Origin of the sequence: Ramlibacter sp. (assembly GCF_035554825.1) — a bacterium.
Taxonomy (GTDB): Bacteria; Pseudomonadota; Gammaproteobacteria; order Burkholderiales; family Burkholderiaceae_C; genus Ramlibacter.
Genome location: NZ_DATMHS010000040.1, coordinates 22,212 through 46,080, shown reverse-complemented (window position 1 = coordinate 46,080; position 23,869 = coordinate 22,212). Strand labels below are relative to the sequence as shown.

The following is a 23,869-nucleotide window of genomic DNA, read 5'->3' as shown; positions in this document are numbered from 1 at the left end:
GGGCGCCCAGCGCCCGGCTTCAGCGCGGATCGCTGCTGCGCCGGCCGCCCGGCACCGGCTTGCGCCAGCGCGCGGAGAGCCGCCGCGGCTGGCCGGTCGCATAGGCCTGCCGGTCCAGCGAGAGCTGCGCCAGCCGCGCCGTCACGAGCTGGGTGACGCTGCCGGCCGGCACCCGGCCGGTGCTGTCGCGCTCGCCCGCGGCACGGCCCGTGAGCAGTTCGATCGCCTCGTCGACATGGCCGACGGCGTGCACGTGAAAGAGCCCGCGGCTGGCCGCGTCGACCACGTCCTCGCGCAGCATGAGGTGGCGGATGTTGGCGTGCGGGATCAGCACCCCCTGCTCGCCGGTGAGGCCGCGCCCGCGGCACACGTCGAAGAAGCCCTCGATCTTCTCGTTGACGCCGCCGATCGCCTGCACGGCGCCGGCCTGGTCGACCGAGCCGGTCACGGCCAGCGACTGGCGCACCGGCAGCCCGGCCAGCACCGACAGCAGGGCGCACAGTTCCGCCAGCGACGCGCTGTCGCCCTCCACCGGCCCGTACGACTGCTCGAACACCAGGCTGGCGGACAGCGAGAACGGCACTTCCCCGGCGTAGCGCGAGCGCAGGAAGGCGGCCAGGATCAGCACGCCCTTGGAGTGGATCGGCTGGCCCAGCGCCGACTCGCGCTCGATGTCCACCAGGTCGCCGTCGCCCACGCGGGCGGTGGCCGTGATGCGCACCGGATGGCCGAAGCGGAACCCGCCCAGCTCGTGGACGGCCAGGCCGTTCACCTGGCCCAGTTGCGCGCCGCCGGTGGCGATCACCAGGGTGTCGGCGAGCACCGCCTCGTGCAGCGTGTCGCGCAGCCGGTCGGCGCGCCGGATGCGCGCCGCCAGGGCCTGGATCACGTCGTCGCGGCTGACGACGGCGCGGCTGGCGCGCGCGGCCATCAGGTCGGCCTCGTGCAGCAGCTCGTCGAGGCCGCGGGTCGAGGTCGAGAGCTTGCCGGCGTCTTCGGCCAGCCGCGCCGCCTGTTCCACCAGGCGCGCCACGGCGCCGCGGTCCAGCGGCCGCAGGCCGGCCGCGCGGGCCATCGACGCCAGCAGCCTGGCATAGGCCGCGGTCTGCGGCGCATCGCGCGGAACCTCGTCCTCGAAGTCGGCGGCAACCTTGAACAGGTCGTCGAAGTCGGGATCGAGCGCCTGCAGCAGGTAGTAGTGGCGGCGTTCACCGAACAGCACGATCTTCAGCGCCAGCGGGATCGGCTCCGGCTCGAGCGCCACGGAACTGGCCAGCCCCAGCACCTGCGGCAGCGACTCGATCACGGCCTGCCGGGTGCGCAGCGCGCGCTTGAGGCCGTCCCAGGCGTACGGCTGCGTCAGCACGTCGAGCGTGTCGAGCAGCAGGTAGCCGCCGTTGGCGCGCTGCAGGCTGCCCGGCTTGATCAGCGTGAAGTTGGTCAGCAGCGTGCCCATGTGGGGCAGGTGGTCGACCCGGCCGACCAGGTTGGGATAGGTCGGGTTGTCGCAGGAGAGCACCGGCGCGTGGTCGCCCGGCTGGTGCGCGACGAAGAGGTTCACCTGGTAGCGGATCAGCGCCAGGCTGCCGGTCAGGCCGCTCGTTTCCTCGTCCTCGCTGTGCTGCTCGCGCAACTGCTCGCCGGCTTCCAGGATGTCCTTGTGGACCTCGTCGAGGAACGCCAGCACCGTCGGATGGGCGCTGAACTGCTCCTTCAGCTCCTCGATCAGGTGGCCCGCGGCGTAGCCCATGGTGTCGCGGCTGGCCTCGCGGATGCGCGTCTGCATCTCGCGGCGCAGGCGCGGCAACTGGTGCATGAGGTCGAGCAGCGGCGTGCGCATCCGCTCCACCGCCTGCGAGATGCGCTGGCGCTCCTCGTCCGACAGCGCCTCGATCTGCTCCTCGGTCATGGGCTCGCCGTCCTTGGTCGGGGCGAAGGCGAAGCCCTGCGGCGTGCGCAGCACTGCCACCCCCAGCGCCGCGGCGTCGTGCACCAGCGCCTGCAGCGCATCGGTCTCGCGCTGCTTGTAGTCCTTCTCGATCGCCTCGATCCGCGAGCGGTATTCCTGGCTGTCGAAGGCGACTTCGATCGCCTTGCCGACCTCCTGGGCGAAGCGCTGCATCTGGGTGTGCAGCCGCGTGCCTTCGCCGGCCGGCAGGTTCAGCGCCCGCGGCTTGGTGGGATCGCCGAAGTTGTAGATGTAGCACCAGTCCACCGGCGCCGGCCGGCGCTGGGCGTGGGCCCGGACCAGGCCGCGCACCACTTCATGGCGGCCGCTGCCGGGCCGGCCCAGCACGAACAGGTTGTAGCCGGGGCCGGCGATGTCGAGCGCGACCGAGACTGCATCGACGGCGCGCCGCTGGCCGAAGGGGGCGTCCGGCTCCGGCAGGGACTCGGTGGTCTCGAAGCCGAACTGGCCGGCGTCGCATGCGGTGCACAGCTGGCTGGCCGGCAGGCCATGCGGCTGGCCCGCCGCGGGGCCTGCCAGCAGCGGCGCGGCGCCGGCCTTCACGACAGGGCGGTCCGGTCGTGACTGGTCGCCGCCGTCACGGCGCCGGCGACGGCCTGCATCTGCCGGGCCATGACGGCGAGCACGTCGTCGAGCGCGACCACGCCCACCAGCACGTCGCGCGCGCCCACGACCGGGATGCGCCGCACCTTGCGGCGGCGCATGCAGGCCAGCAGGTCGAGCAGCGAGTCCTGCTCGCGCGCCGTCACCACGTCCCTGGTCATCACGTCGCCGACGCGCAGCCCGTGCGGATCGCGGTCGGCCGCCACCACCGACATCGCGATGTCGCGGTCGGTGAGGATGCCCACCACCAGCGTCTCGCCGGGCGCGGCCTCCTCGACCACCACCAGGCAGCCCACGTGCCGGGCCCGCATCAGGCGGGCCGCCTCGTTGAGCGCCATGCTCGGATAGCCGATGGCGACGGTGCGGCTGCAGATGTCGCCGGCGCTGAGCTTTTCGTTCACGGCGCGCGCTCCGGTTCGGCCGGGCCTTCCCCGGCGGCGCTGACCGGGCCGCCGGTGAACGCCTGCATCCGGTCCAGCGCGGCCTCCAACTGCCGCTTCATGTGGTCGAAGGCGTCCCGCAGCGCCACGTAGACGTCCTCCTGTTCGACGCGGGAGACCGCCAGTTCGCGGCCGGGCAGCGTGAGGTCCAGCCGCACGGTGAACGCGCGGCCCTGGTTGCGATGCCGGTGCGGCTGTTCGATGGTGACGCGGCAGGCCATGATCTGCGGGCAGAACAGCTCGAGCTTGGCCGTCTTCTCGCGCACCGTCGACGCCAGCGCGTCGGATGGCTCCATGCCGATGAACCGGATGTCCGGTGCCTGTTTCATCGCCGTTCCCCCTGGCGGCGGCAGCAGCGCCGCCTCGCATCAACAATGGCACACGGTCGTGGCGGCCAAATTGAGGTAGCGCAAAGGAGGGTGGCCGCTGCGCCGTCGGGGCTGATTGAGGCAGCGCAAGGCGGGTGCACCCGCGGCCACCAGAATGGAGAAGCGGCGGCGCGGGCGCGTGCTCGACGGTGCAAGCCGCGATTGTTCCGGGGAGGCATCATGCGCTTTGCCGACCGCACCGACGCTGCCGAGCGTCTGGCCGAGGCCCTGGCGGGTTATCGCGGCCGCCGCCCGTTGATCCTGGCCATCCCGCGTGGCGCCTTGCCGATGGGCGACCTGCTGGCCCAGCGGCTGGGCGGCGAACTCGACGTCGTGCTGGTACGCAAGCTGCGCGCGCCGTTCTCGCCGGAGTACGCGATCGGCTCGGTCGACGAGCACGGCTGGACCTACATCGCGCCGCACGCGCACGGCACGGGCGCCAGCGACCGCTACATCGAGCAGGAAAAGCGCGAGCAGCTGGCCGTGCTGCACGAGCGCCGCAACCGCTACACGCCCGGCCGCGCCGGCATCGACCCGGCGGGGCGGGTGGCGATCGTGGTCGACGACGGGCTCGCCACCGGAGCCACCATGGTGGCGGCGCTGCACGCGGTGCGGGCGCGCGGCCCCGAGCGCCTCGTGTGCGCCGTGCCGGTGGCGTCGATCGAGGCGTTGGAACTGGTGCGGCCGTACGCCGACGAAGTCGTGTGCCTGCACGCGCCGCCGGACTTCTACGCGGTCGGGCAGTTCTACCGGACGTTCGGCCAGGTCGACGACGAGGAGGCCATCGCGCTGCTGCGCCAGGCGGGCCAGCCGCCGGCGCAGCCGTCATGAACACGGCCGCCGCCGCGGGCGGCGCGCCGCCCGTGCGGCTGTTCCTCTGCGGCGACGTGATGACCGGCCGCGGCATCGACCAGGTGCTGCCGCACCCGGCGCCGCCGCAGCTGTTCGAAGCCTGGATGCGTTCCGCCCAGGGCTACGTGGCACTGGCCGAACGCGCCGGCGGCCCGATCGCGCGGGGGGCCGCCTACGGCTATCCCTGGGGCGAAGCGCTGCCGTGGCTCGAGCGCATGCAGCCGGCGCTGCGCATCGTCAACCTCGAAACCGCGGTGACGCTCAGCGAGGACGCGCAGCCCGGCAAGGGCATCCATTACCGCATGCACCCGGCCAACGTGCCGTGCCTCACGGCGGCGGGCACCGACTGCTGCGTCCTGGCCAACAACCACGTGCTCGACTGGGGCCGCGAAGGACTGCGCGAGACCCTGGCGAGCCTGCACGCCGCCGGGCTGCGCACGGCCGGGGCCGGCGCCGACGCGGACGAGGCGGCCGAGCCGGCGGCGCTGCCGCTGGCCGCGGGCGGGCGGCTGCTGGTGTTCGCCTATGCCACCGCGGACAGCGGCGTGCCGGAGGACTGGGCGGCCAGCGGCACCCGCTGCGGCGTGAATTTCCTGGCGACCGCGTCGCCGCAGTCGGCCCAGCGCATCGCGGGCCTGGTGCTGCAACGGCGCCGGCCCGGCGACCTGGTGGTCGTCTCGGTGCACTGGGGCGGCAACTGGGGTTTCGGCATCGGGCCGCAGCAGCGCGGCTTCGCCCAGGCCCTGATCGACGCCGGCGCCGCCGACATCGTGCATGGCCATTCGTCGCATCATCCGAAAGGCGTCGAGGTGCACCGCGACCGGCTCGTGCTGTACGGCTGCGGCGATCTCATCAACGACTACGAAGGGATCGAGGGCCACGAGTCCTGGCATCCGGAGCTCGCCGTCATGTACTTCCCGCAGCTGGCTGCCGCCACCGGCGAATTGCAGGAACTGCTGCTGGTGCCGCTGCGCCGGCGCCGCCTGCGGCTGGAGCCGGCGGCGGCGGGGGAGGCGAGCTGGCTCGCCCAGATGCTGGAACGCGAAGGGCGCGCCCTCGGCACGCACGCCGAGGCGGCCGGCGAAGATCTGGTGCGCGTCGCCTGGGCCAGGCGGGCGCCGGCGGCCGCGGGCCGCCAAGCGGGCCGGCGCGCCGGCTGACGGCCATGTTCGGACCGCTGCTCACCGACCTGTACCAGCTGACGATGCTGCAGGCGTATTTCGACCGCGGGATGGACCGGCCGGCCAGCTTCGAGCTGTTCGTGCGCAAGCTCCCCGCCGGCCGCAACTTCCTGCTGGCCGCCGGCCTGGAGCAGGTGCTGCAGTACCTCGAACAGCTGCGCTTCGAGCCGCCTGACCTGGCGTGGCTGGCGCAGACCGGCCGCTTCAGCGCGCCGTTCCTGCGGGCGCTGGCGACGCTGCGCTTCACCGGCGACGTGTGGGCGATGCCGGAAGGCACGGTGTTCTTCCCGGCCGAGCCGATCCTGCGCATCACGGCGCCGCTGGGGCAGGCGCAACTGGCCGAGAGCCGGGTGATCAACCTGCTGCACTACCAGAGCCTGGTCGCCAGCAAGGCGGCGCGCTGCGTGCTCGCCGCGCCGCAACGGCTGCTGATCGACTTCGGCCTGCGCCGCGCCCACGGCGGCGAGGCCGGCCTGCTGTCGGCGCGGGCCAGCTACCTCGCGGGCTTCGCCGGCACGGCGACGGTGCAGGCGGGCCGCGACTTCGGCATCCCGCTGTACGGGACCATGGCGCATTCATACGTCCAGGCGTTCGACGACGAGGCCGCGGCGTTCGCTCATTTCGTGCGGTCGCAGCCGGGCAACGCGACGCTGCTGATCGACACCTACGACACCGAGGCGGCGGCGCGCAAGGTGGTGCGGCTGGCAGCCGGACTCGCCGGCGGGCCGGCGGCGATCCACGCGGTGCGGCTGGACAGCGGCGACCTCGGCCTGCACGCGCGGCGGGTGCGCGCGATTCTCGATGCCGGCGGGCTGGCCGGCGTGCGCATCCTGGCCAGCGGCAACCTCGATGAACATCGCTTGCGCGAGCTGGTCGACGGCGGCGCGCCGATCGACGGCTTCGGCGTCGGCACCCGCATGAACACGTCGGCCGACGCGGCCTATCTCGACTGCGCCTACAAGCTCACCGAATACGACGGCATCGGACGGCGCAAGCAATCGGAGGGCAAGGCCACCTGGCCCGGCCGCAAGCAGGTGCTGCGCCGCGCGGCCGGCGACGGCCGCTTCGTGGGAGACCTGCTGACGCTGGAGGGCGACGGCGCTGGCGGCGCGGCGCCGCTGCTGCAGCAGGTGATGGCCGGCGGCGTGCGCACCGGCGCCGCTCCGACGCTCGACGCCAGCCGCGAGCTGGCGCGCCGGCAAGTGGCCGCGCTGCCCCCGGCCCTGCGGGCGCTGGAGCCCGCGCCGCCGTATCCGGTCGCGGTGTCCGATTCGCTCGCAGCGCTGGCGCGCGCGGTCGACGAGCGCCTCGGCCTGGCCGCTGAGGCGGCGGAGACGCAAGGTGCTTGAAGCAGACGTCGGCCTCGCCGCGAAGGTGGCCAGCCTGCGCCGGCCCGCGACCTATCCGGCCCGGCCGGCGAGCATCGAAGCGATCGAGACCCACATGTCCTGGGTGTTCCTGACGCCAGACCATGTCTTCAAGCTGAAGAAGCCGGTCCGGTCGGACGGCCTGGACTTCAGCACGCTCGAGCGGCGGCGCTTCTATTGCACGGAGGAACTGCGGCTCAATCGCCGGCTGGCGCCGGCCGTCTACCTCGACGTCGTCGCGCTGCGGCAGGGGCCCGACGGCACGCTGGCGCTTGCCGCCACCGGAGGCGTCGTGGTCGACTGGCTCGTGATGATGCGGCGGCTGGCGGCCGACCTGATGCTGGACGCGCTGCTGGCGCGCGGCCGCGCCGGCGTCGACCAGATGCGGCAGGTGGCCGCGCAACTGGCCGCTTTCCATCGCCGGCTGCCGCCCGCGCTGCACGATCCGATGCTGTATGGCGAGCGCCTGGCGGGCGAACTCGCCGAGCAGGAGCGCCGGCTGTGCGACCCCGAGCTGGCCTTCGACGAGCGCGAAGTGCGGCCGGTGGCCGCCCGCTTGCGCGGCTTCCTGCGCGGCAATGGCGCGGTGCTGGCCGCGCGGGTCGCGGCCGGGCGGGTGGTCGAAGGCCATGGCGACCTGCGGCCCGAGCATGTGTGGCTGGGTACGCCGCCGGCGATCATCGACTGCCTGGAGTTCTCGCTGGCGCTGCGCACGGTCGACGGGATCGACGAGGCCGCCTTCCTGGCCATGGAGTGCGAGCGCGCCGGCGCCGCCGACCTCGGCCGCGTGCTGCTCGAACGGTACGCCGCGCTGGCGGACGATGCCGTCGATCCGGCGCTGGTCCACTTCTACCAGGGGCTGCGCGCCTTCGTGCGGGCCGGCCTGGCGCTGTGGCACCTGAAGGAAGCGCACTACCGCGGCTCGCCCCGGTGGCGCCAGCGCGCGGCCGACTACCTGCAGCTGGCCGCGCGCCACGCGCTCGCCTGCGCGCCGGCCGGCTGAGGAAGCTCCGAACGGATCCGGCGGCGCGCGACGCGACCTATTCGGCGCTTCCCTGTTCGAGCAGCTGGACCAGCGACTCGCCGGCGTGCATGCGGTGGATGGCTTCGGCGAAGAGGCCGCTGACGGGCAGCACGTCCAGCTTGCCCAGCGTCGCCGTGCCGGCGAGGCGGAACGGCGGCACCGAGTCGGTGACCACCAGCCGGTCGAGCGCCTCGTCCGCCAGCAGCTGGGCGGCCTCGCCGACGAACAGGCCGTGCGACGCCGCGGCGTACACGGCGGTCGCGCCCTGGCTGCGGCACATGCCGGCGGTGCGCGCGATGGTGCTGCCGCTGCCGATCAGGTCGTCGATGATGATGGCGCAACGCCCGGCCACCGGCCCGACCATCAGGTCGCCGGTCAGCACGTCCTCGCTGCGGTGCTTTTCGGCAAAGGCCGCGGCGACGGGACGGCCGAGCGCCTTGGCCAGCCGCGTCCGGAAGCGCTCGGCGCGCTTGAGGCCGCCGGCGTCGGGCGAGACGACGACGACCTCCCGCTGGCCCACCAGCGGCGCGAAGTGGGCGACGAACAGGCCGTTGGCCTGCAGGTGCTCGGTGCGGCAGCGGAAGGCGTTCTGGAACGCGGCGAGGTTGTGCACGTCCAGGGTCACCACGCGGTCGGTGCCGACGGCCTCGAACAGGGCGGCCACGTAGCGCGTGGTCACCGGGTCGCGCGGCTTGGACTTCTGGTCCTTGCGCGCGTAGCCGAGGTAGGGGACGATCGCGGTGACCGAGGCGGCGGAGGCATCCTTGAGCGCGCCGATGAAGAACAGCAGCCGGCAGAGCTTGTCGTCCACGCTCTGCGCGTCGTCCGCGTAGAGCGAGTGCAGCACGAAGACGTCGCGGCCGCGCACGTTGGCCAGCGGGCGGGCCTTGTGTTCGCCGTCGACGAACGAGCGCTCCTCGTGCGGCATCAGCCCGGTGCCCAGGTGGCGCGCCACGGCCGCGCCGAAGTCGCCGGAAGCATGGAGTGCGAACAGCGCCAGATCGGAGTCTTGCATCGATGACCCTCCTGCGGACATTGTGCCCGCGCCACGCGCTCCGCGCGGCCGAGCCCGCCCGATGAGCCACTACGACGTCTTCAACGGCGACGCCGACGGCATCTGCGCGCTGCAGCAGCTGCGCCTGGCGGAGCCGCGCGAGGCGATCCTGGTGACCGGTCCGAAGCGCGACATCGCGCTGCTGGAGCGGGTGCCGGGGCGCGCCGGCGACTCGGTGACGGTGCTCGACGTGTCGCTCGACCGCAACCGCGGCGCGCTGTTGCGCCTGCTGGCCGACGGCGTGTCGGTGGCGTACTTCGACCACCACTTCGCCGGCGTCGTCCCGCAGCATCCGGCGCTGGCCAGCCACATCGACACCGCGCCCGGCGTGTGCACCAGCATGCTGGTCGACCGCGAACTGGGCGGCCGGCATCGGCCGTGGGCCATCGTCGCCGCCTTCGGCGACAACCTCGACCGCAGCGCCCGGGCCCTGGCGCGGACCTGCGGCCTGGGGCCGGGCGAGCTGGCCACGCTGCGCGACCTCGGCCGCGCCATCAACTACAACGGGTACGGCGACAGCGAGGCCGACCTGCCGATCGCGCCCGCCGCGCTCTGGCGCGCGCTGCGGCCCTTCGCCGATCCGCTCGACTTCGCGCGCCACGCCACGGCACTGGCCCTGGTCGCCGCGCGCGCGCAGGACATGGCGCTGGCGCGGGCCATCCCGCCGCTGGCGCGAAGCGCCGCCGGCCGCATCCTGGCGCTGCCCGACGCGGCGTGGGCGCGCCGGGTGCAAGGCGAGTTCGCCAACGAACTCGCCACGGCCGAGCCCGGCCAGGCCCACGCCGTACTGTGCGCGCTGGCGGACGGCTACCGCGTCAGCGTGCGGGCGCCGGTGGCGCGGCCCACCGGCGCCGACGAGCTCTGCCGCCGGTTCCCCACCGGCGGCGGACGGGCCGCCGCCGCCGGCATCGACCGCCTGCCGCGCGAGGGGCTGGCCGTCTTCCTCGCCGCGTTCGACCGCGCCTTCGCGCCGGCCCCGCGTTGACGGCGCGGCCGGTCGCTTGACCGCCGTCAAGGAGCGCCCGGCGCGGCGCGCCTACGGTTGCTGGGTCTGCGGAGCACGACCGATGGATACCAAGCCCGACAGTTTCGATCCGGCCGACGGCGATGCGCTGATCGTCGTCGACCTGCAGCAGGACTTCCTGCCGGGCGGCGCGCTGGCCGTGCGCGGCGGGGACCAGATCGTGCCGCTGGTCAACCAGTACCTGCGCCGCTTCCGGCAGCGCGGGCTGCCGGTCTTCGCCACCCGTGACTGGCATCCGCCGCGGCACTGCTCGTTCCAGCCGGCCGGACCCTGGCCGGCGCACTGCGTCGCCGGCACGCCCGGCGCCGGCTTCGCGCCGGGGCTGCAGCTGCCGCCCGATGCCGTCGTCGTCTCCAAGGCCCAGGACCCGCAGCACGACGCTTACTCCGCTTTTTCCGGCACGTCCCTGGTCCAGCTGTTGCGGGCGGCCGGCGTGCAGCGGCTCTTCGTCGCCGGCCTGGCCACCGACTACTGCGTGCTGCACACGGCGCGCGACGCGCTGGCGGCAGGCTTCGCCGTGGTGCTGCTGGCCGATGCGATGCGGCCGGTGAATCTGCGACCCGGCGACGGCGCCGCCGCCATCGCCGAGTTGCGTGCGCTGGGCGCCCGCGTTGCGAGCCTGGACGGCGTCGGCGCCGTGTGAGCCCGGCCGGAACTTCACACTCGAGCAGGTCGGCTCGCGCCGCCTCGCCTGCATTGCGCCAAGTCAACGCGGGGCGCCATCGCCTGCACTAGGTTTGCCGATGAAGGAGGGCGGGCGAGGCCGCCCGGCGCGTGCGGCATGCGCCACCCCGGCTCGCCGCGCCCCGTCGATCGGGGAGGCCAGCCATGGCAGCGAAACAGCTCTTGTTCGGGCAGGACGCCCGCGACCGGATCCGGCGCGGTGTCGACGCGCTCGCCGACGCGGTCAAGGTGACGCTGGGCCCGCGCGGCCGCACCGTGGTCCTGGACCGCGAGTGGGGGCCGCCGCAGATCGTCAACTCCGGCGTGGTCGTCGCCAAGTCGGTGGAGCTGGAGGACCGCTTCGAGAACATGGGCGCGCAGCTGCTGCGCGAGGTCGCGGCGCGCACCCGCGAGATGGCCGGCGACGGCACCACCACCGCGACGGTGCTGGCGCACGGCATGATCAGCGAGGGCCTGAAATACCTGGCCGCCGGCATGAACCCGATGGACCTCAAGCGCGGCATCGACGCCGCCGTGGAGGCCGTGGTCGGCGAACTCAAGCAACTGGCGCAGCCCTGCGCCAGCTCCCAGGAGATCGCCCATGTAGCGGCGATCTCGGCCAACAACGACCGCTCCATCGGCGACCTGGTGGCGCGCGCCATGGACAAGGTGGGGCGCGAAGGCGCGGTGTCGATCGAGGACGGCTCGGGCATGGCCAGCGAGCTGGACGTGGTCGAAGGCATGCAGTTCGACCGCGGCTACCTCTCCGCCTACTTCATCAACAACGCCGAGCGGCAGTCGGCGGTGCTGGAGGAGGTGGGCATCGTCCTGTACGACCAGAAGCTCAGCGGCCTGCAGGAGCTGGTGCCGCTGCTGGAAGCCGCCGCCAAGGCCGGCCGGCCGCTGCTGGTGATCGCCGAGGAAGTGGAAGCCGACGCGCTGGCGACGCTGGTGGTCAACACCATCCGCGGCGTGCTCAAGACCTGCGCGGTCAAGGCGCCGGGCTTCGGCGACCGGCGCAAGGCGATGCTGCAGGACATGGCGATCCTCACCGGCGGCCAGGTGTTCTCGGCCGAGACCGGGTTGTCGCTGGAGAAGGCACGGCTGGAGCACCTCGGGCGCGCGCACCGCGTCGAGATCGACAAGGACCGCACGACCATCGTCGGCGGGGCCGGCGACCCGCAGCGCATCAAGGACCGCATCGCCGCGCTCAAGCGCGAACGCGACGGGCTGACCAGCGAATACGACCGACAGCAGCTCGACGAGCGGATGGCCAAGCTCTCCGGCGGCGTCGCCGTGATCAAGGTCGGCGCGGCGACCGAGACCGAGCTGAAGGAGCGCAAGCTGCGGGTGCAGGATGCGCTGCACGCGACCCGCGCGGCCGTCGAGGAAGGCATCGTGCCGGGCGGCGGCGTCGCGTTGCTGCGGACCCGGCGCGTGTTGCAGGCCACGAAGCTGCCCTCGCTCGACCAGGATTCGGGCGTGCGCATCGTCGCCCGCGCCATGGAAGAGCCGCTGCGCCGCATCGTCGCCAACGCCGGCGAGGAGCCGTCGATCGTGCTGGCCCGCGTCGCCGAATCGACGCAGCGCAGCTTCGGCTACAACGCCGCGTCCGGCGAGTACGGCGACATGCTGGAGATGGGCGTCATCGACCCGGCCAAGGTCACGCGGCTGGCGCTGCAGAACGCGGCGTCGATCGCCAGCCTGATCCTCACCGTGGACTGCCTGATCGCCAACGCGCCGCGCCAGGAGCCGCCGCCCGGCGCGGCGCCGCCCGAACCACCGTCGATGTACTGACGCGCCGCCACGGGCGGGCGGTGCCATCGCCCCGGAAGGACCTGAAGTGACGATCGTCAATGCCGATGTGGCCGCGGTGTTCAGCCAGATCGCGGATCTGCTGGAAGTGCAGGGCGCCAACACGTTCCGCATCCGCGCCTACCGCAACGCGGCACGCAATGTCGGCGAGCTGGGCCGCAGCGTGTCCGCGATGCTGGAGGCCGGCGAGAACCTCGACGAGCTGCCCGGCATCGGTCCCGACCTGGCCGGCAAGATCGCCGAGATCGCGGCCAGCGGCAGCTGCGCGCAGCTCGAACAGCTGCGCGAGGAGCTGCCGCCGGCCATCACCGAACTGCTGGCCATCCCGCGGCTCGGGCCCAAGCGGGTGCGGACGCTGCACCAGCAACTCGGGATCAAGACCATCGCGGAACTGCTCAAGGCGGCGCGCAGCCGCCGCATCCGCATGGTGCCGGGCTTCGGCCCCAAGATGGAGCGGCTGATCCTCGATGCCGCCACGGCGCGGCTGGCGCAGGAGCGGCGCTTCAAGCTGGCGGTCGCCGGGCAGGTGTCGGACGCCCTGCTGGCCGACCTGAGGCAGGTGCCGGGCGTGCGGCAGGCGGTGGCGGCCGGCAGCCTGCGGCGCATGCGCGACACCGTGGGGGACCTGGACCTGCTGGTCACCATCGACCGCGGCAGCGAGGTGATGCAGCGCTTCGTGACGGCGCCCGACGTCGATCGCGTGCTCTCCAAGGGCAGCACCCGCGCCAGCGTCGTGCTGCGCAGCGGCATGCAGGCCGACCTGCGGGCGGTGCCGCAGGCGAGCTTCGGCGCCGCGTGGCTGTACTTCACCGGCTCCAAGGCGCACAACATCGCGCTGCGCCGGACCGCGCAGGAAGCGGGGCTGAAGCTGAACGAATACGGCCTGTACCGCGGCAGCGAGCGGCTGGCGGGCGAGACCGAGGTGTCGGTCTACCGCGCGCTGGGCCTGCCCTTCATCGAGCCCGAACTGCGCGAGGACCGCGGCGAGATCGAGGCGGCGCGCGCCGGACGGCTGCCGCATCTGGTGCGGATGGCCGACCTGCGCGGCGACCTGCATTCGCACACCAGCGAGAGCGACGGCAGCGACACCCTGGAGGCCATGGCGCGCGCGGCCATGGCGCGCGGCTGGCGCTACCTGGCGGTGACCGAGCACACGCAGCGGCTGGCCGTGGCCCGCGGGCTCGACGCGCAACGGCTGGCGCGCCAGATCGACCGCATCGACGAGCTGAATGCGACGCTCGGGGGCTTCGTGATCCTCAAGGGGATCGAGGTCGACATCCTGGAGGACGGCAGCCTCGATCTGCCCGACGCGGTCCTGCAGCGGCTGGACCTGGTGATCGGCGCCGTCCACCACCGTTTCGAGCTGCCGCGCGAACAGCAGACCGAGCGCCTGTTGCGGGCCATGGACCATCGCTACTTCAGCATCCTGGCGCACCCGACCGGGCGCCTGATCGACGAGCGGCCGCCGTGCGACATCGACCTGGCCCGCGTGATCCGCGCCGCGCGCCAGCGCGGCTGCTGCCTCGAACTGAACGCGCATCCGGCGCGGCTCGATCTGGTCGACACCGCGTGCCGGATGGCGCGAGACGAGGGCGTGCTGGTGAGCATCGCTTCGGACGCCCACAGCACCCTGGAATTCGGCCACCTCGCGCTCGGCGTCGCCCAGGCGCGCCGCGGCTGGCTGGAACCCGGCGATGTGCTGAACACGCGCGAGCTGCCGCAGCTGCGCCGGCTGCTGGCAGCGACCATGGGGCGCGGCGCACCGGCGCCGCGCCGCCGCAAGCCCGCCGCCGCCCACGCGAGCGCCGCCTGAGCGGCGCCAAGGAGACGAACATGACAGCAAGCAAGCGCGTCGCCGCCGTCACCGGTGGCACCGGCGGCCTGGGAACGGCGATCTGCCGCCGGCTGGCCGAGGCCGGGTTCGATGTCGTGGCGCTGCACACGCCGGGCAACGCCGGCGTGCCCGCCTGGCTGGCGCAGCAGGCGCAGGCGGGCTGCCGCCTGGACGCCGTGCCGGTGGACGTGGCGGACTTCGACAGCTGCGCGAGCGCGGTGGCGGCGATCCGCGCGCGCCACGGGCCGGTCGCCGTCCTGGTCAACAACGCGGGAATCACGCGCGACGTGACCTTCCGCAAGATGTCGCGCCAGGACTGGGATACCGTGCTGAGGGTCAACCTCGACTCGATGTTCAACATGACCAGGCAGGTGATCGAAGACATGGTGGCGCTGGGCTGGGGCCGCGTGGTCAACATCTCCTCGGTGAATGGGCAGCGCGGCGCGTTCGGGCAGTCGAATTACGCCGCCTCCAAGGCCGGCATCCACGGGTTCAGCAAGTCGCTGGCGCTGGAGCTGGCGCGCAAGAACATCACCGTGAACACCGTGTCGCCCGGCTATCTGCGCACGCCGATGGTGGAGAAGGTTTCGCCGCAGGTGCTGCAGGAGCATGTGCTGCCGGAGATCCCGCTGGGCCGGCTGGGCGAACCCGACGAGGTGGCGCAGCTGGTGGCCTACCTCGCGTCCGAGGGCGCGGCGTTCGTGACCGGGGCCAACCTGGCGATCAACGGCGGACAGCACATGCAATGACGGAAAGGACCACAGGCATGCGGCAGAAGGAATCGATGACGGGCGGGCTGCTGGCGTTCGCGCTGCTGGCGCTCGGCGGCGGGGCGCAGGTGCCGGCGCTGGCGCAAGCCGTGGCGGGCGCCGACGGCGCCAGCGCATGGGCCGACCTGGCGGCGCTGTCGCGGGACGCGGCAGGCGCCCCCGCCGCGGCGCCGGGGCGCCCGGCGCCGCTCAAGCCGCGTCCGGCCTGAGGACGCAGGCGAGTTCGTCCGGCGCCAGCGGTTCGGCGGCCTGCGCGAGCCGTGCCAGCACCGAGCTGTCCGCTTCCGACGCATCGTCGCGCCGCGCCAGCAGTCGCTGCTGCAGCACCTCGGGCGGCGCCTCGCAGTGGAGGATCGCGAACGGCACCTGCAGTTCCTCGGCCAGGGCGCGCGCGACATCGCGTTCGCCGCGCCGCAGGAACGCCGCATCGACGATCACCGGCCAGCCCGCCAGCAGCAGGTCCCGCGCGGTTGCGTACAGGTGCCGGTAGGTGCGGGCCGTCACCGGCGCGGTGTACAGGTCGAGCCCGTGCTCGCGCGAGCGCGTCAGCATCCCGAGGCCGAACAGGCGCTTGCGTTCCACGTCCGAGCGCAGCCGGATCGCGCCGCTGCGTTCGAGCAGCCGCTGCGACTGGAAGGTCTTGCCCGAGCCCGGCAGGCCGTGCGTGATCGTCAGCGTCGGCGCCCGGGGCGTGGTCCACCACAGCGCCGCCGCCAGGTAGCGCCGCGCCATGGCCGCACGGTGCGGCCCCCGCATCTGCTCCACCTGGGCCCGCACCAGCGCTCGGTACACGGCCGCGAACGGCAGGGCGGGGACGCCGGCATGGTCGCCGGTGGCGTCGAGCCAGCCATCGAGCAGGCGCCAGCCGAAGTCGGGACGCCCGCGCGCGCCGAAATCCATCACCGCGAACGCGAGGTCGTCCAGCACGTCGATCCAGCGCAGGGCCGGGTCGAACTCGATGCCGTCGAAGGCGGCGACCGCGCCGTCCAGGCTGACGACGTTGTCGAGGTGCAGGTCGCCGTGGCACTCGCGCACGCGTCCGGCCGCCAGCCGCGCCTGCCAGAGCGGCGCGAGGGCCGTCGACCGCTGGCCGATCCATTCCTGCAGCAGCGCGCGCTCGACCGGCGTCGCCGGCGCCGCGGCTCCTTCGAGCGCGGCCAACGCCACCTGGCGCCGCGCCTGGGGTGTCCCGAAGCCGCTGCCGGCCAGCGCTGCCGGCGCCTGCTGGTGGAAGCCGGCCAGCAGCGCGGCCAGCCGGTCGACCTGCGCCGGCGCGAGCGTGCCGGCGGCCAGCTGCTCGCTGAACAGCGCGCCCGCTTCGAAGCGGCGCATCCGCACGGCGTACTCGAGCACCGGGCCGCTGCCGTCGATCTGCGGCGCCTCCGCGTCGCCGGTGATGCGGCTGACGCCCAGGTAGAGCGACGGCGCCAGCCGGGCGTTGAGCCGCACCTCCTCTTCGCAGCAACGGCGCCGCGCCTCCAGGCTGGCGTAATCGAGGAACGGCAGGCGCACCGGCTGCTTGATCTTGTAGGCCAGCTGCGGCGCGAGCAGGACCCAGGAGATGTGCGTGGCGATCAGCTGCGCGCCGAGCGTCGCCGCCAGCGCGCGCACCAGCGCCAGCGAGGCATCGATCTGCGCGGTCGTCATGCCGCCAGCCTAGTGCATGGCCCGGGCGCTTTGTTGACCCACCGCAACCCGTGCCGGCCACGGCCGGGCTAGGGTCGATGCATCAGTGAATCCGCGGAGACAACGATGGCCGAGAGCTTCCAGATCGAGTTGCAGCAGCAGGGCGGCTATCGCTTCGACGTGCACTTTCCCGGCACCGACCTGCCGTCGCTGGTCACCGACGAGCCGCCGCCGTTGGGCACGGGCGTCGGACCCAAGCCGTCGCAGCTGCTGGGCACCTCGGTCGCCAACTGCCTCTGCGCGAGCCTGCTGTTCGCACTGCGCAAGTTCGGCAACGAGCCGGGCCCGCTGCGCGCCGTGGCGACGGTCACGCTCGACCGCAATGCGCAGAACCGGATGCGCATCAGCGGCATCGGCGTGGAGATCCGCCTCGGCGTGGCCGGCGGGATGCTGCAGCACGGCGAGCGGGCGATCGCCCAGTTCGAGGAGTTCTGCGTCGTGACCCAGAGCGTGCGCAGCGCGATCCCGGTGGCGGTCAGGGTGCTCGATCGCGAGGGCGCCGTGCTCAAGGGCTGAGCAGTTGCCGGCGCGCCCTTGATGGCGCGCAAAGTCGCGGGCCGGCCGCTTCCTATAGTCCCACACGACATGGGAGCGCGTCATGGACCAGATCCTGGTGGTCTTCTATTCGTATACGGGAACCAGCCGGCGGCTGGCGCAACTGCTGTGCGCGCAACTGGACTGGCCCAGCGGCGAAATCGTGGAGCGGCAATCGCGCGCGGGCGGCAGCGGCACGGTCCGCTGCATTCTCGACACCCTGCTGCGGCGCCGGCCGGCGATCCGCTACGACGGTCCGGACCCGGCCGGCTACGACGCCGTGGTGCTGGTGTCGCCGATCTGGGCCTACGGCCTGGCCGGCCCGATGCGCAGCTTCGTCGGCGAACAGCGCGCCAAGCTGCGCAACGTCGCCGTGATCTCGGTGATGGGCAGCGCCGGCGCCAGCAACGCGGTGGCCGAGATCGACCGGCTGTCGGGCCGGGCGCCGCTGATCGCGGCGGCGTTCACATCGCGCGAGGTACTCGACGGCAGTTGCGCCAGGTCGCTGCAAGCGTTCGGGCGGGCGCTGCAGCAAGCCAGCCCCGGGGCCGCTGCCATCGCTGGTGACAAGTGGTCGCCGCGCGGCGCGTGACGCCGCCGCCGCGCGGGCGTGCCCAGCCGTTGCGCCCGCTCATGGCCGCGGCGCCAGGGCCCGCACGGCCGGCGCGGCCAGCAGCCGCCCGACCAGCGCGCGGGCAAAGAGATAGTCGTTGCGCAGCCCTTCGCTGAGCCGGTCCAGGTCCACGCGACCGCGCGCGTCGCACGGGAACGCGTAGCGCGGGCCCTCGCCGGAGAGGGGCGCGAAGCTCAGTTCGTAGTGCATGCCGTCTGTGCTCATGGAGCCTCCTGTGCCGCAGTGCCATCTTGGACCGGGCCCGGCGGCGCCGCTTGCGATTTCTCAACGCGAAGAGACGCGGCAGTGGCCAAAAATCAAGGAACCCGACCGAACGCCGGCGGCGGGCGTCGCGATCACCGGCCTGGAAGGAGCTCACATGTACCAACGGATCCTTGTCCCGCTGGACGGCAGCGCCACCGCCGAGCGCGGCCTGCGCGAGGCGATCAAGCTGGCCAGCGGCCAGCCGGGGACCACGCTGTTCTTCCTGCATGTCGTGGACGACTTCAGGATGCTGGTGGAGATGACCTCCGTGCGCAGCTACGACGAGATGCTCAAGGGCCTGCGCCATTACGGCCTGGACGTGCTGGCCAAGGCCAGGGACGCGGCCGAGCAGGCCGGGGTGCACCGCGAATCCCTGCTGCGGGAGGTGACCAACGAGCAGGTGGCGCAGGTGATCGTCGACCAGGCCAGGCAGCACGGCTGCGACCTGATCATCATGGGCACGCATGGCCGCCGCGGCTTCAACCGCATCGCCATGGGCAGCGAAGCGGAGCAGGTGGCCCGCACCAGCCCGGTGCCGGTGCTGCTGGTGCGCCAGGAGGCCTGAGCGCGGTCACAGCCGCGTGACGCGAACCTGCTGGCGCAGCCGGCGCACGTCCGCCGGGCGGCACAGCGCCGTGCCCGGCGCCAGCAGCGACGCCGCGCCGGCGGCGATGCCATGGGCCAGCGCATCCGGCAGCGCCACCCCGCTGTCCAGCGCCCACAGCAGGCCGGCCAGCAGGCTGTCGCCGGCGCCGATCGTGCTGGCGACCGGCACCGCCACGCCGCCGGCCTGCAGTGCCAGCTCGGGCGTGACCAGCAAGGCGCCCTCCGCCCCCAGCGACAGCGCCACCAAGTGGGCCTGGCCGCCTTGCACCAGCGCGCGCGCGGCCGCCAGCTGGTCCGCCGGCGTGGCGAGCGGCTGGCCGGTGAATTCGCGCAGTTCGCGCAGGCTGGGCTTGACCAGGTAGACCCCTTCGGCGAGCGCGCCGGCCAGCGCCGCGCCCGAGGTGTCCACCACCAGCCGCAGCCCGCGCTCGCGCGCGTGCCGCGCGAGCCGGGCGTGGAAGTCGGCCGGCACGCCCGGCGGCAGGCTGCCGCTGGCAACGATCCACTGCGCCGGCGCAGCCAGCCGCACGATGGCGTCCCAGCAGGCCTGCCATTCGGCGGCGGCCAGCGCCGGCCCCGGCAGCAGGAAGCGCCAGTCGCGGCCGCTGGCCCGCTCGTGCACGGTGAAGCTCTCGCGGGTGTCGCCCGCGATCGCGATGCAGTGGCTGGACACCTGCTCCTGGTCCAGCAGGCCCCGCAAGGTCCGTCCCGTCGGGCCGCCGGCCGGATACAGCGCCGCGCAGTCGCCGCCCAGGCGGTGCACAACCCGCGCGACGTTGATGCCGCCGCCGCCCGGATGGCGCTGCGGCGCGTCGCAGCGCAGCTTGTGGGTGTCGAGCACCCGCTCGGTGGCGGTGAACAGGTCCAGCGCCGGATTGAGGGTGACCGTCAGCATCCTGCTCATGGCCGCCGCACCTTCACCCGTTGGCCGTCGGCCACGGTGGCCGGCGGATAGACGATCACCTGCTGGCCGGCCGCGAGGCCGCTGCGCACCCAGGCGTCGCTTGCGTTGCGGCCGCCGGTCTCGACCACCTGCAGCCGGGCGCGGCGGCCGTCGATCACGTACACGGCCTGCTGCTCGCCGCGCGGGAACAGGGCACCGATCGGCACCAGCAGCGCCGGCTCGGCGCTGTTGGTGATCACGCGCACGACGACGCGGAAGCCGTCGCCCACCGCCAGCCACTCGCGTGGCGGGCTGGCGATGTCGATCACCGTGTTGACGCGCTGCTCCTCGATGCCCAGCGCCGAGACCTTGGTGAACGCGGCCGGTTCGACCCGGCGCACCGTGCCTTCCACGGGCGGGCCGCCCCAGCGCTCGATCACCACCCGGCGGCCGGGCTGGGCCTGCACCGCATCGGTGGTGAGCAGTTCGCTCACGACCTCCATGTGGCGCGGGTCGCCGACGTCGATCAGCGCCGTGCCGGCCGGCAGCGTGGCATCGCTGGCGCTCGGCTGCGCCAGCCGCAGCACCACCCCGGCCACGGGGCTGCGCACCGCCAGCGCGCGCGCGACGCTGGCGGTGCCGGCGAACGACTGCAGCGTCGCCGCCGCCAGGGCCCGTTCGTGCATGGCCTGGTCCTCCTCGGCGCTGGCGGCGTCCAGTTCGCGGCGCGTGCCCGCCAGCGCCAGCCGCACGCTGTCGAGCTTGGAGGCGGACAGGAAACCGTCGGCGGCCAGCCGCTCGGTGCGCTGCTGTTCCAGCTGCGCCTCGCGCAGCGCCAGCCGGGCGCGCTCGAGCCGCGCCCGGGCGCGATCGACGCCGGCGGCGGCGGCTTCCAGCCGCGCCTGCGCCTCGCGGCGGCTGCGTTCGTCCACCATCGGCGGCATCAGCGGCCGCAGCCAGGCCACCACCTGGCCGGCCGCGACCGGATCGCCTTCGCGCAACGTGATGCGTTCGAGCCGCGCCGCCACCGGGGCCGAAACCGTGTAGCGGTCCTTCAGCCGGGTGCGGCCGTCTTCCTCGATCGCCTGCTCGAAGCGGCCCTGGCGCACCGGCGCGGCTTCCACCTCGACCGGCCGCGGCCAGAAGGCCCAGGCCAGCGCCGCCAGCGCCGCCGCGCCGGCCACCGCCCAGATGCCTGCGCTCTTGCCGATCGCCACGGCTACTCCCTCGTCTTCAGCGCCCCGACCAGGTCGAGGCGGTCGATGCGCCGGCGCACCACCAGCGCGCTGCCGGCGCCGGCCGCCAGCACGCACAGCGCGGCCCAGGCGTAGGTGCGCGGGCGGATCACGACCGGGAACAGGAACTGGTCGGAGCGCATCAGATCGACGATCCACACCGTGAGGCCCCAGCCCAGCGCCATGCCCAGCGGCAGCGCCACGGCGATGCCCAGTGCCAGCTCGCCCAGCAGCAGCACCGAGACTTCGCCGCGCGTGAAACCCAGCACCCGCAGGCTGGCCAGCTCCCAGCTGCGCTCGGCCAGGGCGATGCGGGCGTTGTTGTAGACCACGCCGACGGCGATCACCGCCGCGAACGCCGACAGGATGGTGCTGATCACGAGCACGTTGCGCGCCGTCACTTCCTCCATGTTGCGCAGCATGGTCGCCTTGCTGAACGCGCCCGCCACGCCGGGCATGGCCTGCGTGGCCCGCAGCGCGGGGCGCGCGGCGGCGCCGGGCGCGCGCAGCGTGAACTGGGTGGCGAGGTCGCCCTCGCGCAGCAGCCGGTTCAGCGCGCGCCGGTCCATGTAGGCGTTCAGGCCCATCATGTCGCGCACGGTGCGTTCGACCACCACCTCGCGCACCAGCCGCCGGCCTTCGCGCACCTCGACGGTGACGTGGTCGCCGGGCCGCAGCCGCAGTTTCTCGGCCAGCCGGTCGCTCATCAGCAAGCCCTCGGGCGGAATCGGCACCAGGTGCCGGTCGACGTCGACGATGCGCTGCAGCACCGGCGGATCGGCATGGCCGACGATCGAGCCGGTCTCGCTGCGCTGGCCATGGACGAAGCGCACCGCCACCCGGCGTCCGGCTTCCACCTGCAGCACGCCCGGCAGCCGGGCCAGCAGCCGGGCGGCGTCGGCGCCGACCGGCTCCACGGTCCACAGCGCGATGTCGCTGCGCATCGCCAGGTTGAAGTTGGCGTCGACGATCACCTCCATCGCGTCGCGGAAGAAGGTGCCCATGATCACGATCGCCACGGACGCCGCGATGCCGCCCACGGTCACGGCGGCGCGCAGCGGGCGCCGGTCGATGTTGCGCAGGATCATGCGCAGCGCCGGCCCGGTGCGCAGCCGCGGCAGGCGTTCCAGCAGCGAACGCCGGTAGCGCCCCGGGGCCGGCGGCCGCATCGCCTCGGCCGGTTGCAGCCGCACGGTGGCCGCGATCGCGGTGAGCGTTCCCAGCAGGCCGGTGACGGCGACGATGGCGAAGCTGACGCCGACCAGCGAACGGGCGATGTGGTGCTCGAACACCGGGAAGCGGAAGATCTCGGCGTACAGCCCCATCAGGCCGACCCCCAGCCACTTGCCCAGCAGCAGCCCGAGCAGGTAGCCGCCGCCGACCATCGGCGCCACCAGCTTGAGGTAGTGCAGGGCGATCGTGCGGTTGGGGTAGCCGAGCGCCTTCAGCGCCGCCACCTGCTCGCGCTGGGTCGCCACCAGCCGCGCCGCGACCACATGCAGCAGGAAGGCGGCCACGCCCAGGAAGATCGCCGGCAGCACGGTGCCGATGACCTGCTGCTCGCGGATCTCGTTGTCGAGCATGGCGTGCGAGACCTGCTCGTCGCGGCCATGCGCGGGCATGCCGCCGAAGTCGGCGAGGCGCCGCGTGGCCTGCGCGATCACCGCCTCGGCCGAGGCGCGCGGGGCGAGCTTGAGCGCCACGCGGTTCCAGGCCCCGCGCATGTCCATGGCCGCGGCGAGCTCGTCGCGGTCGACCCAGAACACGCCGAACGCGCGCAGGTCGGGCATGCCCCAGAGCCCGGCGAAGATGTACTCCGGCGACAGCGCCTTGCCGGTGATGCGCAGCTGGCGCTGCTTGCCGTTCACCAGCGCCGTCACCGTGGCGCCCGGCTGCAGTCCGTGGGCGTCGGCGAAGCCTTCGGACACCAGCGCTTCGAGTGCGCCGCCGGGGCGGCTGCCCGGATCGGGGAAACGGCCCACGCGCAGGCTCACCCGATCGAGCTGCTGCGGCCGGCGCAGGTCCAGGCCGATCAGCTGGCCGATCACCGGGTCCGCGCTGTGCGGCAGGCTCACCCGGGCGCCGGCCTCGACGGTGGTCTGCACCACCAGCACGCCGTCGATGTCGGCCAGGCGCCGCGCCAGCGAGTCCGGTGCGCGCTTGACGGCCGCGAAGACTTCGGCGAACTGGCCGCGCTCGTAGAACCGGTCGCGCGCCAGCGCGAGCGAGTCGACGGCCGACAGGCACGCGATGAAGCCGGCGATCCCGCTCGCGACGACCAGCGCGATCGTCACCGCCTGGCTCCACAGCAGGCGCAGGTCGCGCAGCACCTTGCGGTCGAGGGCCTTCATCGGGTCACCACGAAAGTTCGGCCGGCGTCAGCCGGCGCTCGGGAACCTCGATGCTGGCGATCGCGCCGTCGGACAGCCGCACCACGCGGTCGGCCATGCCGGCGATCGCCGCGTTGTGGGTGATCACGACCGCCGTCGTGCCCAGCTCCTGGTTGATGCGGGCGATCACCTCCAGCACCAGCTTGCCGGTCGCGTAGTCGAGGGCGCCGGTCGGCTCGTCGCACAGCAGCAGCTGCGGCCGCTTGACGATGGCCCGGGCGATGGCGACGCGCTGCTGCTCGCCGCCCGAGAGCTGCGCCGGGAAGTGGTCGCGCCGCGGCATCAGGGCCACCAGCGCCAGCGCCTCGTCCACCGGCATCGGCTCGGCGGCGATGTCGGTCACCAGCGCGACGTTCTCGCGCACCGTGAGGCTGGGGATGAGGTTGTAGAACTGGAACACGAAGCCGACGTGTTCGCGCCGGTAGCGGGTCAGGTCGTCGTCCGAGGCGTCGGTGAGCCGGTGGTCGAGGAAGCGCACCTCGCCGCTGGAGGGCCGGTCGAGGCCGCCCAGGATGTTCAGCAGCGTCGACTTGCCGCTGCCGGAGGCGCCGAGCAGCACCACGAATTCGCCTTGCGCCACGTCGAGGTCGACGTTGCGCAAGGCACGCACGGCGGTTTCGCCGGCGCCGTAGGTCTTGCACAGCGACCGGATGCTCAGCACCGGGACCGCCGAATCGCGTCCCGGGCCCGGCAT

Annotated in this window: 23 protein-coding genes; 13 read left to right on the top strand and 10 right to left on the bottom strand. The window is 73.4% G+C overall.

The genetic code is table 11. The features are described 5' to 3' along the window. Positions 1-19 precede the first annotated feature (19 nt). Genes VNT59_RS03885 through VNT59_RS03875 form a run of 3 tightly spaced genes read right to left on the bottom strand, consistent with a single transcriptional unit; the run spans position 20 to position 3,341 of the window. The gene (locus tag VNT59_RS03885; RefSeq protein WP_325496807.1) at positions 20-2,512 is read right to left on the bottom strand and encodes a Lon protease family protein; all 2,493 of its coding nucleotides are present in this window, start codon (positions 2,510-2,512) and stop codon (positions 20-22) included. Continuing rightward, positions 2,509-2,973: a CBS domain-containing protein gene (locus VNT59_RS03880; protein ID WP_325496805.1), complete on the bottom strand. Its 465-nt coding sequence runs from the start codon at positions 2,971-2,973 to the stop codon at positions 2,509-2,511. The genes VNT59_RS03885 and VNT59_RS03880 overlap by 4 nt, the downstream gene beginning before the upstream one ends. After that, a complete protein-coding gene (locus VNT59_RS03875) occupies positions 2,970-3,341 on the bottom strand; it encodes an HPF/RaiA family ribosome-associated protein (protein WP_325496803.1) in 372 nt (123 codons plus the stop codon). Before VNT59_RS03875 ends, VNT59_RS03880 begins: the two co-directional genes overlap by 4 nt. A 219-nt stretch (positions 3,342-3,560) precedes the next feature. Here VNT59_RS03875 and VNT59_RS03870 point away from each other — a divergent pair, with 219 nt between their 5' ends. Genes VNT59_RS03870 through VNT59_RS03855 form a run of 4 tightly spaced genes read left to right on the top strand, consistent with a single transcriptional unit; the run spans position 3,561 to position 7,783 of the window. Then, positions 3,561-4,211 carry a phosphoribosyltransferase gene (locus VNT59_RS03870; RefSeq protein WP_325496801.1) on the top strand — a complete coding sequence of 217 codons (651 nt, stop codon included), beginning with the start codon at positions 3,561-3,563 and terminating at the stop codon, positions 4,209-4,211. Continuing rightward, positions 4,208-5,392, top strand: coding sequence for a CapA family protein (locus VNT59_RS03865; RefSeq protein ID WP_325496799.1), 1,185 nt, complete (start codon positions 4,208-4,210; stop codon positions 5,390-5,392). Before VNT59_RS03870 ends, VNT59_RS03865 begins: the two co-directional genes overlap by 4 nt. Before the next feature lie 5 nt (positions 5,393-5,397). Next, positions 5,398-6,762 (top strand): nicotinate phosphoribosyltransferase, encoded by a 1,365-nt coding sequence (locus VNT59_RS03860; protein ID WP_325496797.1) that lies wholly within the window; start codon positions 5,398-5,400, stop codon positions 6,760-6,762. Then, positions 6,755-7,783 (top strand): hypothetical protein, encoded by a 1,029-nt coding sequence (locus tag VNT59_RS03855; protein ID WP_325496795.1) that lies wholly within the window; start codon positions 6,755-6,757, stop codon positions 7,781-7,783. The genes VNT59_RS03860 and VNT59_RS03855 overlap by 8 nt, the downstream gene beginning before the upstream one ends. Before the next feature lie 37 nt (positions 7,784-7,820). Here the strand turns inward: VNT59_RS03855 and VNT59_RS03850 are convergent, their stop codons facing one another. Further along, positions 7,821-8,819, bottom strand: a complete 999-nt coding sequence (locus tag VNT59_RS03850; protein ID WP_325496793.1) for a ribose-phosphate pyrophosphokinase — start codon at positions 8,817-8,819, stop codon at positions 7,821-7,823. 61 nt (positions 8,820-8,880) lie between these two features. Here VNT59_RS03850 and VNT59_RS03845 point away from each other — a divergent pair, with 61 nt between their 5' ends. From VNT59_RS03845 to VNT59_RS03820, 6 genes are all read left to right on the top strand, one after another. Further along, positions 8,881-9,843: an acetyltransferase gene (locus VNT59_RS03845; protein WP_325496791.1), complete on the top strand. Its 963-nt coding sequence runs from the start codon at positions 8,881-8,883 to the stop codon at positions 9,841-9,843. 82 nt (positions 9,844-9,925) lie between these two features. Continuing rightward, a complete protein-coding gene (locus tag VNT59_RS03840; protein WP_325496789.1) occupies positions 9,926-10,525 on the top strand; it encodes a nicotinamidase in 600 nt (199 codons plus the stop codon). A gap of 185 nt (positions 10,526-10,710) precedes the next feature. Then, positions 10,711-12,342 carry a chaperonin GroEL gene (gene groL, locus VNT59_RS03835; RefSeq protein WP_325496787.1) on the top strand — a complete coding sequence of 544 codons (1,632 nt, stop codon included), beginning with the start codon at positions 10,711-10,713 and terminating at the stop codon, positions 12,340-12,342. Positions 12,343-12,388: 46 nt separating this feature from the next. Then, positions 12,389-14,173: a DNA polymerase/3'-5' exonuclease PolX gene (gene polX, locus VNT59_RS03830; protein ID WP_325496785.1), complete on the top strand. Its 1,785-nt coding sequence runs from the start codon at positions 12,389-12,391 to the stop codon at positions 14,171-14,173. A 20-nt stretch (positions 14,174-14,193) separates the two neighbouring features. Then, positions 14,194-14,943 (top strand): acetoacetyl-CoA reductase, encoded by a 750-nt coding sequence (phbB, locus tag VNT59_RS03825; protein ID WP_325496783.1) that lies wholly within the window; start codon positions 14,194-14,196, stop codon positions 14,941-14,943. Positions 14,944-14,960: 17 nt separating this feature from the next. Continuing rightward, positions 14,961-15,173 carry a hypothetical protein gene (locus VNT59_RS03820; RefSeq protein ID WP_325496781.1) on the top strand — a complete coding sequence of 71 codons (213 nt, stop codon included), beginning with the start codon at positions 14,961-14,963 and terminating at the stop codon, positions 15,171-15,173. Here the strand turns inward: VNT59_RS03820 and VNT59_RS03815 are convergent. Beyond that, positions 15,154-16,611 (bottom strand): AAA family ATPase, encoded by a 1,458-nt coding sequence (locus VNT59_RS03815; RefSeq protein WP_325496779.1) that lies wholly within the window; start codon positions 16,609-16,611, stop codon positions 15,154-15,156. The genes VNT59_RS03820 and VNT59_RS03815 overlap by 20 nt on opposite strands. A 105-nt stretch (positions 16,612-16,716) precedes the next feature. On the opposite strand from VNT59_RS03815, the gene VNT59_RS03810 reads away from it, so the two are divergent. Both VNT59_RS03810 and VNT59_RS03805 read left to right on the top strand, forming a co-directional pair. Then, positions 16,717-17,166: an OsmC family protein gene (locus VNT59_RS03810; RefSeq protein ID WP_325496778.1), complete on the top strand. Its 450-nt coding sequence runs from the start codon at positions 16,717-16,719 to the stop codon at positions 17,164-17,166. Positions 17,167-17,248: 82 nt separating this feature from the next. Then, positions 17,249-17,776 carry a flavodoxin gene (locus tag VNT59_RS03805; RefSeq protein WP_325496776.1) on the top strand — a complete coding sequence of 176 codons (528 nt, stop codon included), beginning with the start codon at positions 17,249-17,251 and terminating at the stop codon, positions 17,774-17,776. Between the two features lie 39 nt (positions 17,777-17,815). On the opposite strand, the gene VNT59_RS03800 is transcribed toward VNT59_RS03805, so the two are convergent. Beyond that, a complete protein-coding gene (locus tag VNT59_RS03800; protein WP_414708333.1) occupies positions 17,816-18,022 on the bottom strand; it encodes a hypothetical protein in 207 nt (68 codons plus the stop codon). A gap of 154 nt (positions 18,023-18,176) precedes the next feature. Between VNT59_RS03800 and VNT59_RS03795 the strand changes: the two genes are divergently transcribed. Further along, on the top strand, positions 18,177-18,626 hold the full coding sequence (locus tag VNT59_RS03795; protein WP_325496775.1) for a universal stress protein: 450 nt from the start codon (positions 18,177-18,179) through the stop codon (positions 18,624-18,626). A gap of 6 nt (positions 18,627-18,632) precedes the next feature. Here VNT59_RS03795 and VNT59_RS03790 read toward each other — a convergent pair whose 3' ends face one another. Genes VNT59_RS03790 through VNT59_RS03775 form a run of 4 tightly spaced genes read right to left on the bottom strand, consistent with a single transcriptional unit; the run spans position 18,633 to position 23,869 of the window. After that, entirely contained in the window at positions 18,633-19,571 is a 939-nt protein-coding gene (locus VNT59_RS03790; protein ID WP_325496773.1) for a 1-phosphofructokinase family hexose kinase, read from the bottom strand. Then, the gene (locus VNT59_RS03785) at positions 19,568-20,767 is read right to left on the bottom strand and encodes an efflux RND transporter periplasmic adaptor subunit (RefSeq protein ID WP_325496771.1); all 1,200 of its coding nucleotides are present in this window, start codon (positions 20,765-20,767) and stop codon (positions 19,568-19,570) included. The genes VNT59_RS03790 and VNT59_RS03785 overlap by 4 nt, the downstream gene beginning before the upstream one ends. Positions 20,768-20,769: 2 nt before the next feature. Continuing rightward, the gene (locus tag VNT59_RS03780; protein WP_325496769.1) at positions 20,770-23,136 is read right to left on the bottom strand and encodes an ABC transporter permease; all 2,367 of its coding nucleotides are present in this window, start codon (positions 23,134-23,136) and stop codon (positions 20,770-20,772) included. Positions 23,137-23,140: 4 nt separating this feature from the next. After that, entirely contained in the window at positions 23,141-23,869 is a 729-nt protein-coding gene (locus tag VNT59_RS03775) for an ABC transporter ATP-binding protein (protein ID WP_325496767.1), read from the bottom strand.

Coding starts and splice junctions, on each gene's coding strand:
- VNT59_RS03820 (WP_325496781.1), top strand. CDS start 14,961: ATGCGGCAGAAGGAATCGATGACGGGCGGGCTGCTGGCGTTCGCGCTG.
- VNT59_RS03800 (WP_414708333.1), bottom strand. CDS start 18,022: ATGAGCACAGACGGCATGCACTACGAACTGAGCTTCGCGCCCCTCTCC.
- VNT59_RS03815 (WP_325496779.1), bottom strand. CDS start 16,611: ATGACGACCGCGCAGATCGATGCCTCGCTGGCGCTGGTGCGCGCGCTG.
- VNT59_RS03850 (WP_325496793.1), bottom strand. CDS start 8,819: ATGCAAGACTCCGATCTGGCGCTGTTCGCACTCCATGCTTCCGGCGAC.
- groL (WP_325496787.1), top strand. CDS start 10,711: ATGGCAGCGAAACAGCTCTTGTTCGGGCAGGACGCCCGCGACCGGATC.
- VNT59_RS03810 (WP_325496778.1), top strand. CDS start 16,717: ATGGCCGAGAGCTTCCAGATCGAGTTGCAGCAGCAGGGCGGCTATCGC.
- VNT59_RS03870 (WP_325496801.1), top strand. CDS start 3,561: ATGCGCTTTGCCGACCGCACCGACGCTGCCGAGCGTCTGGCCGAGGCC.
- VNT59_RS03775 (WP_325496767.1), bottom strand. CDS start 23,869: ATGCCGGGCCCGGGACGCGATTCGGCGGTCCCGGTGCTGAGCATCCGG.
- VNT59_RS03780 (WP_325496769.1), bottom strand. CDS start 23,136: ATGAAGGCCCTCGACCGCAAGGTGCTGCGCGACCTGCGCCTGCTGTGG.
- VNT59_RS03790 (WP_325496773.1), bottom strand. CDS start 19,571: ATGAGCAGGATGCTGACGGTCACCCTCAATCCGGCGCTGGACCTGTTC.
- phbB (WP_325496783.1), top strand. CDS start 14,194: ATGACAGCAAGCAAGCGCGTCGCCGCCGTCACCGGTGGCACCGGCGGC.
- VNT59_RS03805 (WP_325496776.1), top strand. CDS start 17,249: ATGGACCAGATCCTGGTGGTCTTCTATTCGTATACGGGAACCAGCCGG.
- VNT59_RS03795 (WP_325496775.1), top strand. CDS start 18,177: ATGTACCAACGGATCCTTGTCCCGCTGGACGGCAGCGCCACCGCCGAG.
- VNT59_RS03865 (WP_325496799.1), top strand. CDS start 4,208: ATGAACACGGCCGCCGCCGCGGGCGGCGCGCCGCCCGTGCGGCTGTTC.
- VNT59_RS03875 (WP_325496803.1), bottom strand. CDS start 3,341: ATGAAACAGGCACCGGACATCCGGTTCATCGGCATGGAGCCATCCGAC.
- VNT59_RS03845 (WP_325496791.1), top strand. CDS start 8,881: ATGAGCCACTACGACGTCTTCAACGGCGACGCCGACGGCATCTGCGCG.
- VNT59_RS03860 (WP_325496797.1), top strand. CDS start 5,398: ATGTTCGGACCGCTGCTCACCGACCTGTACCAGCTGACGATGCTGCAG.
- VNT59_RS03840 (WP_325496789.1), top strand. CDS start 9,926: ATGGATACCAAGCCCGACAGTTTCGATCCGGCCGACGGCGATGCGCTG.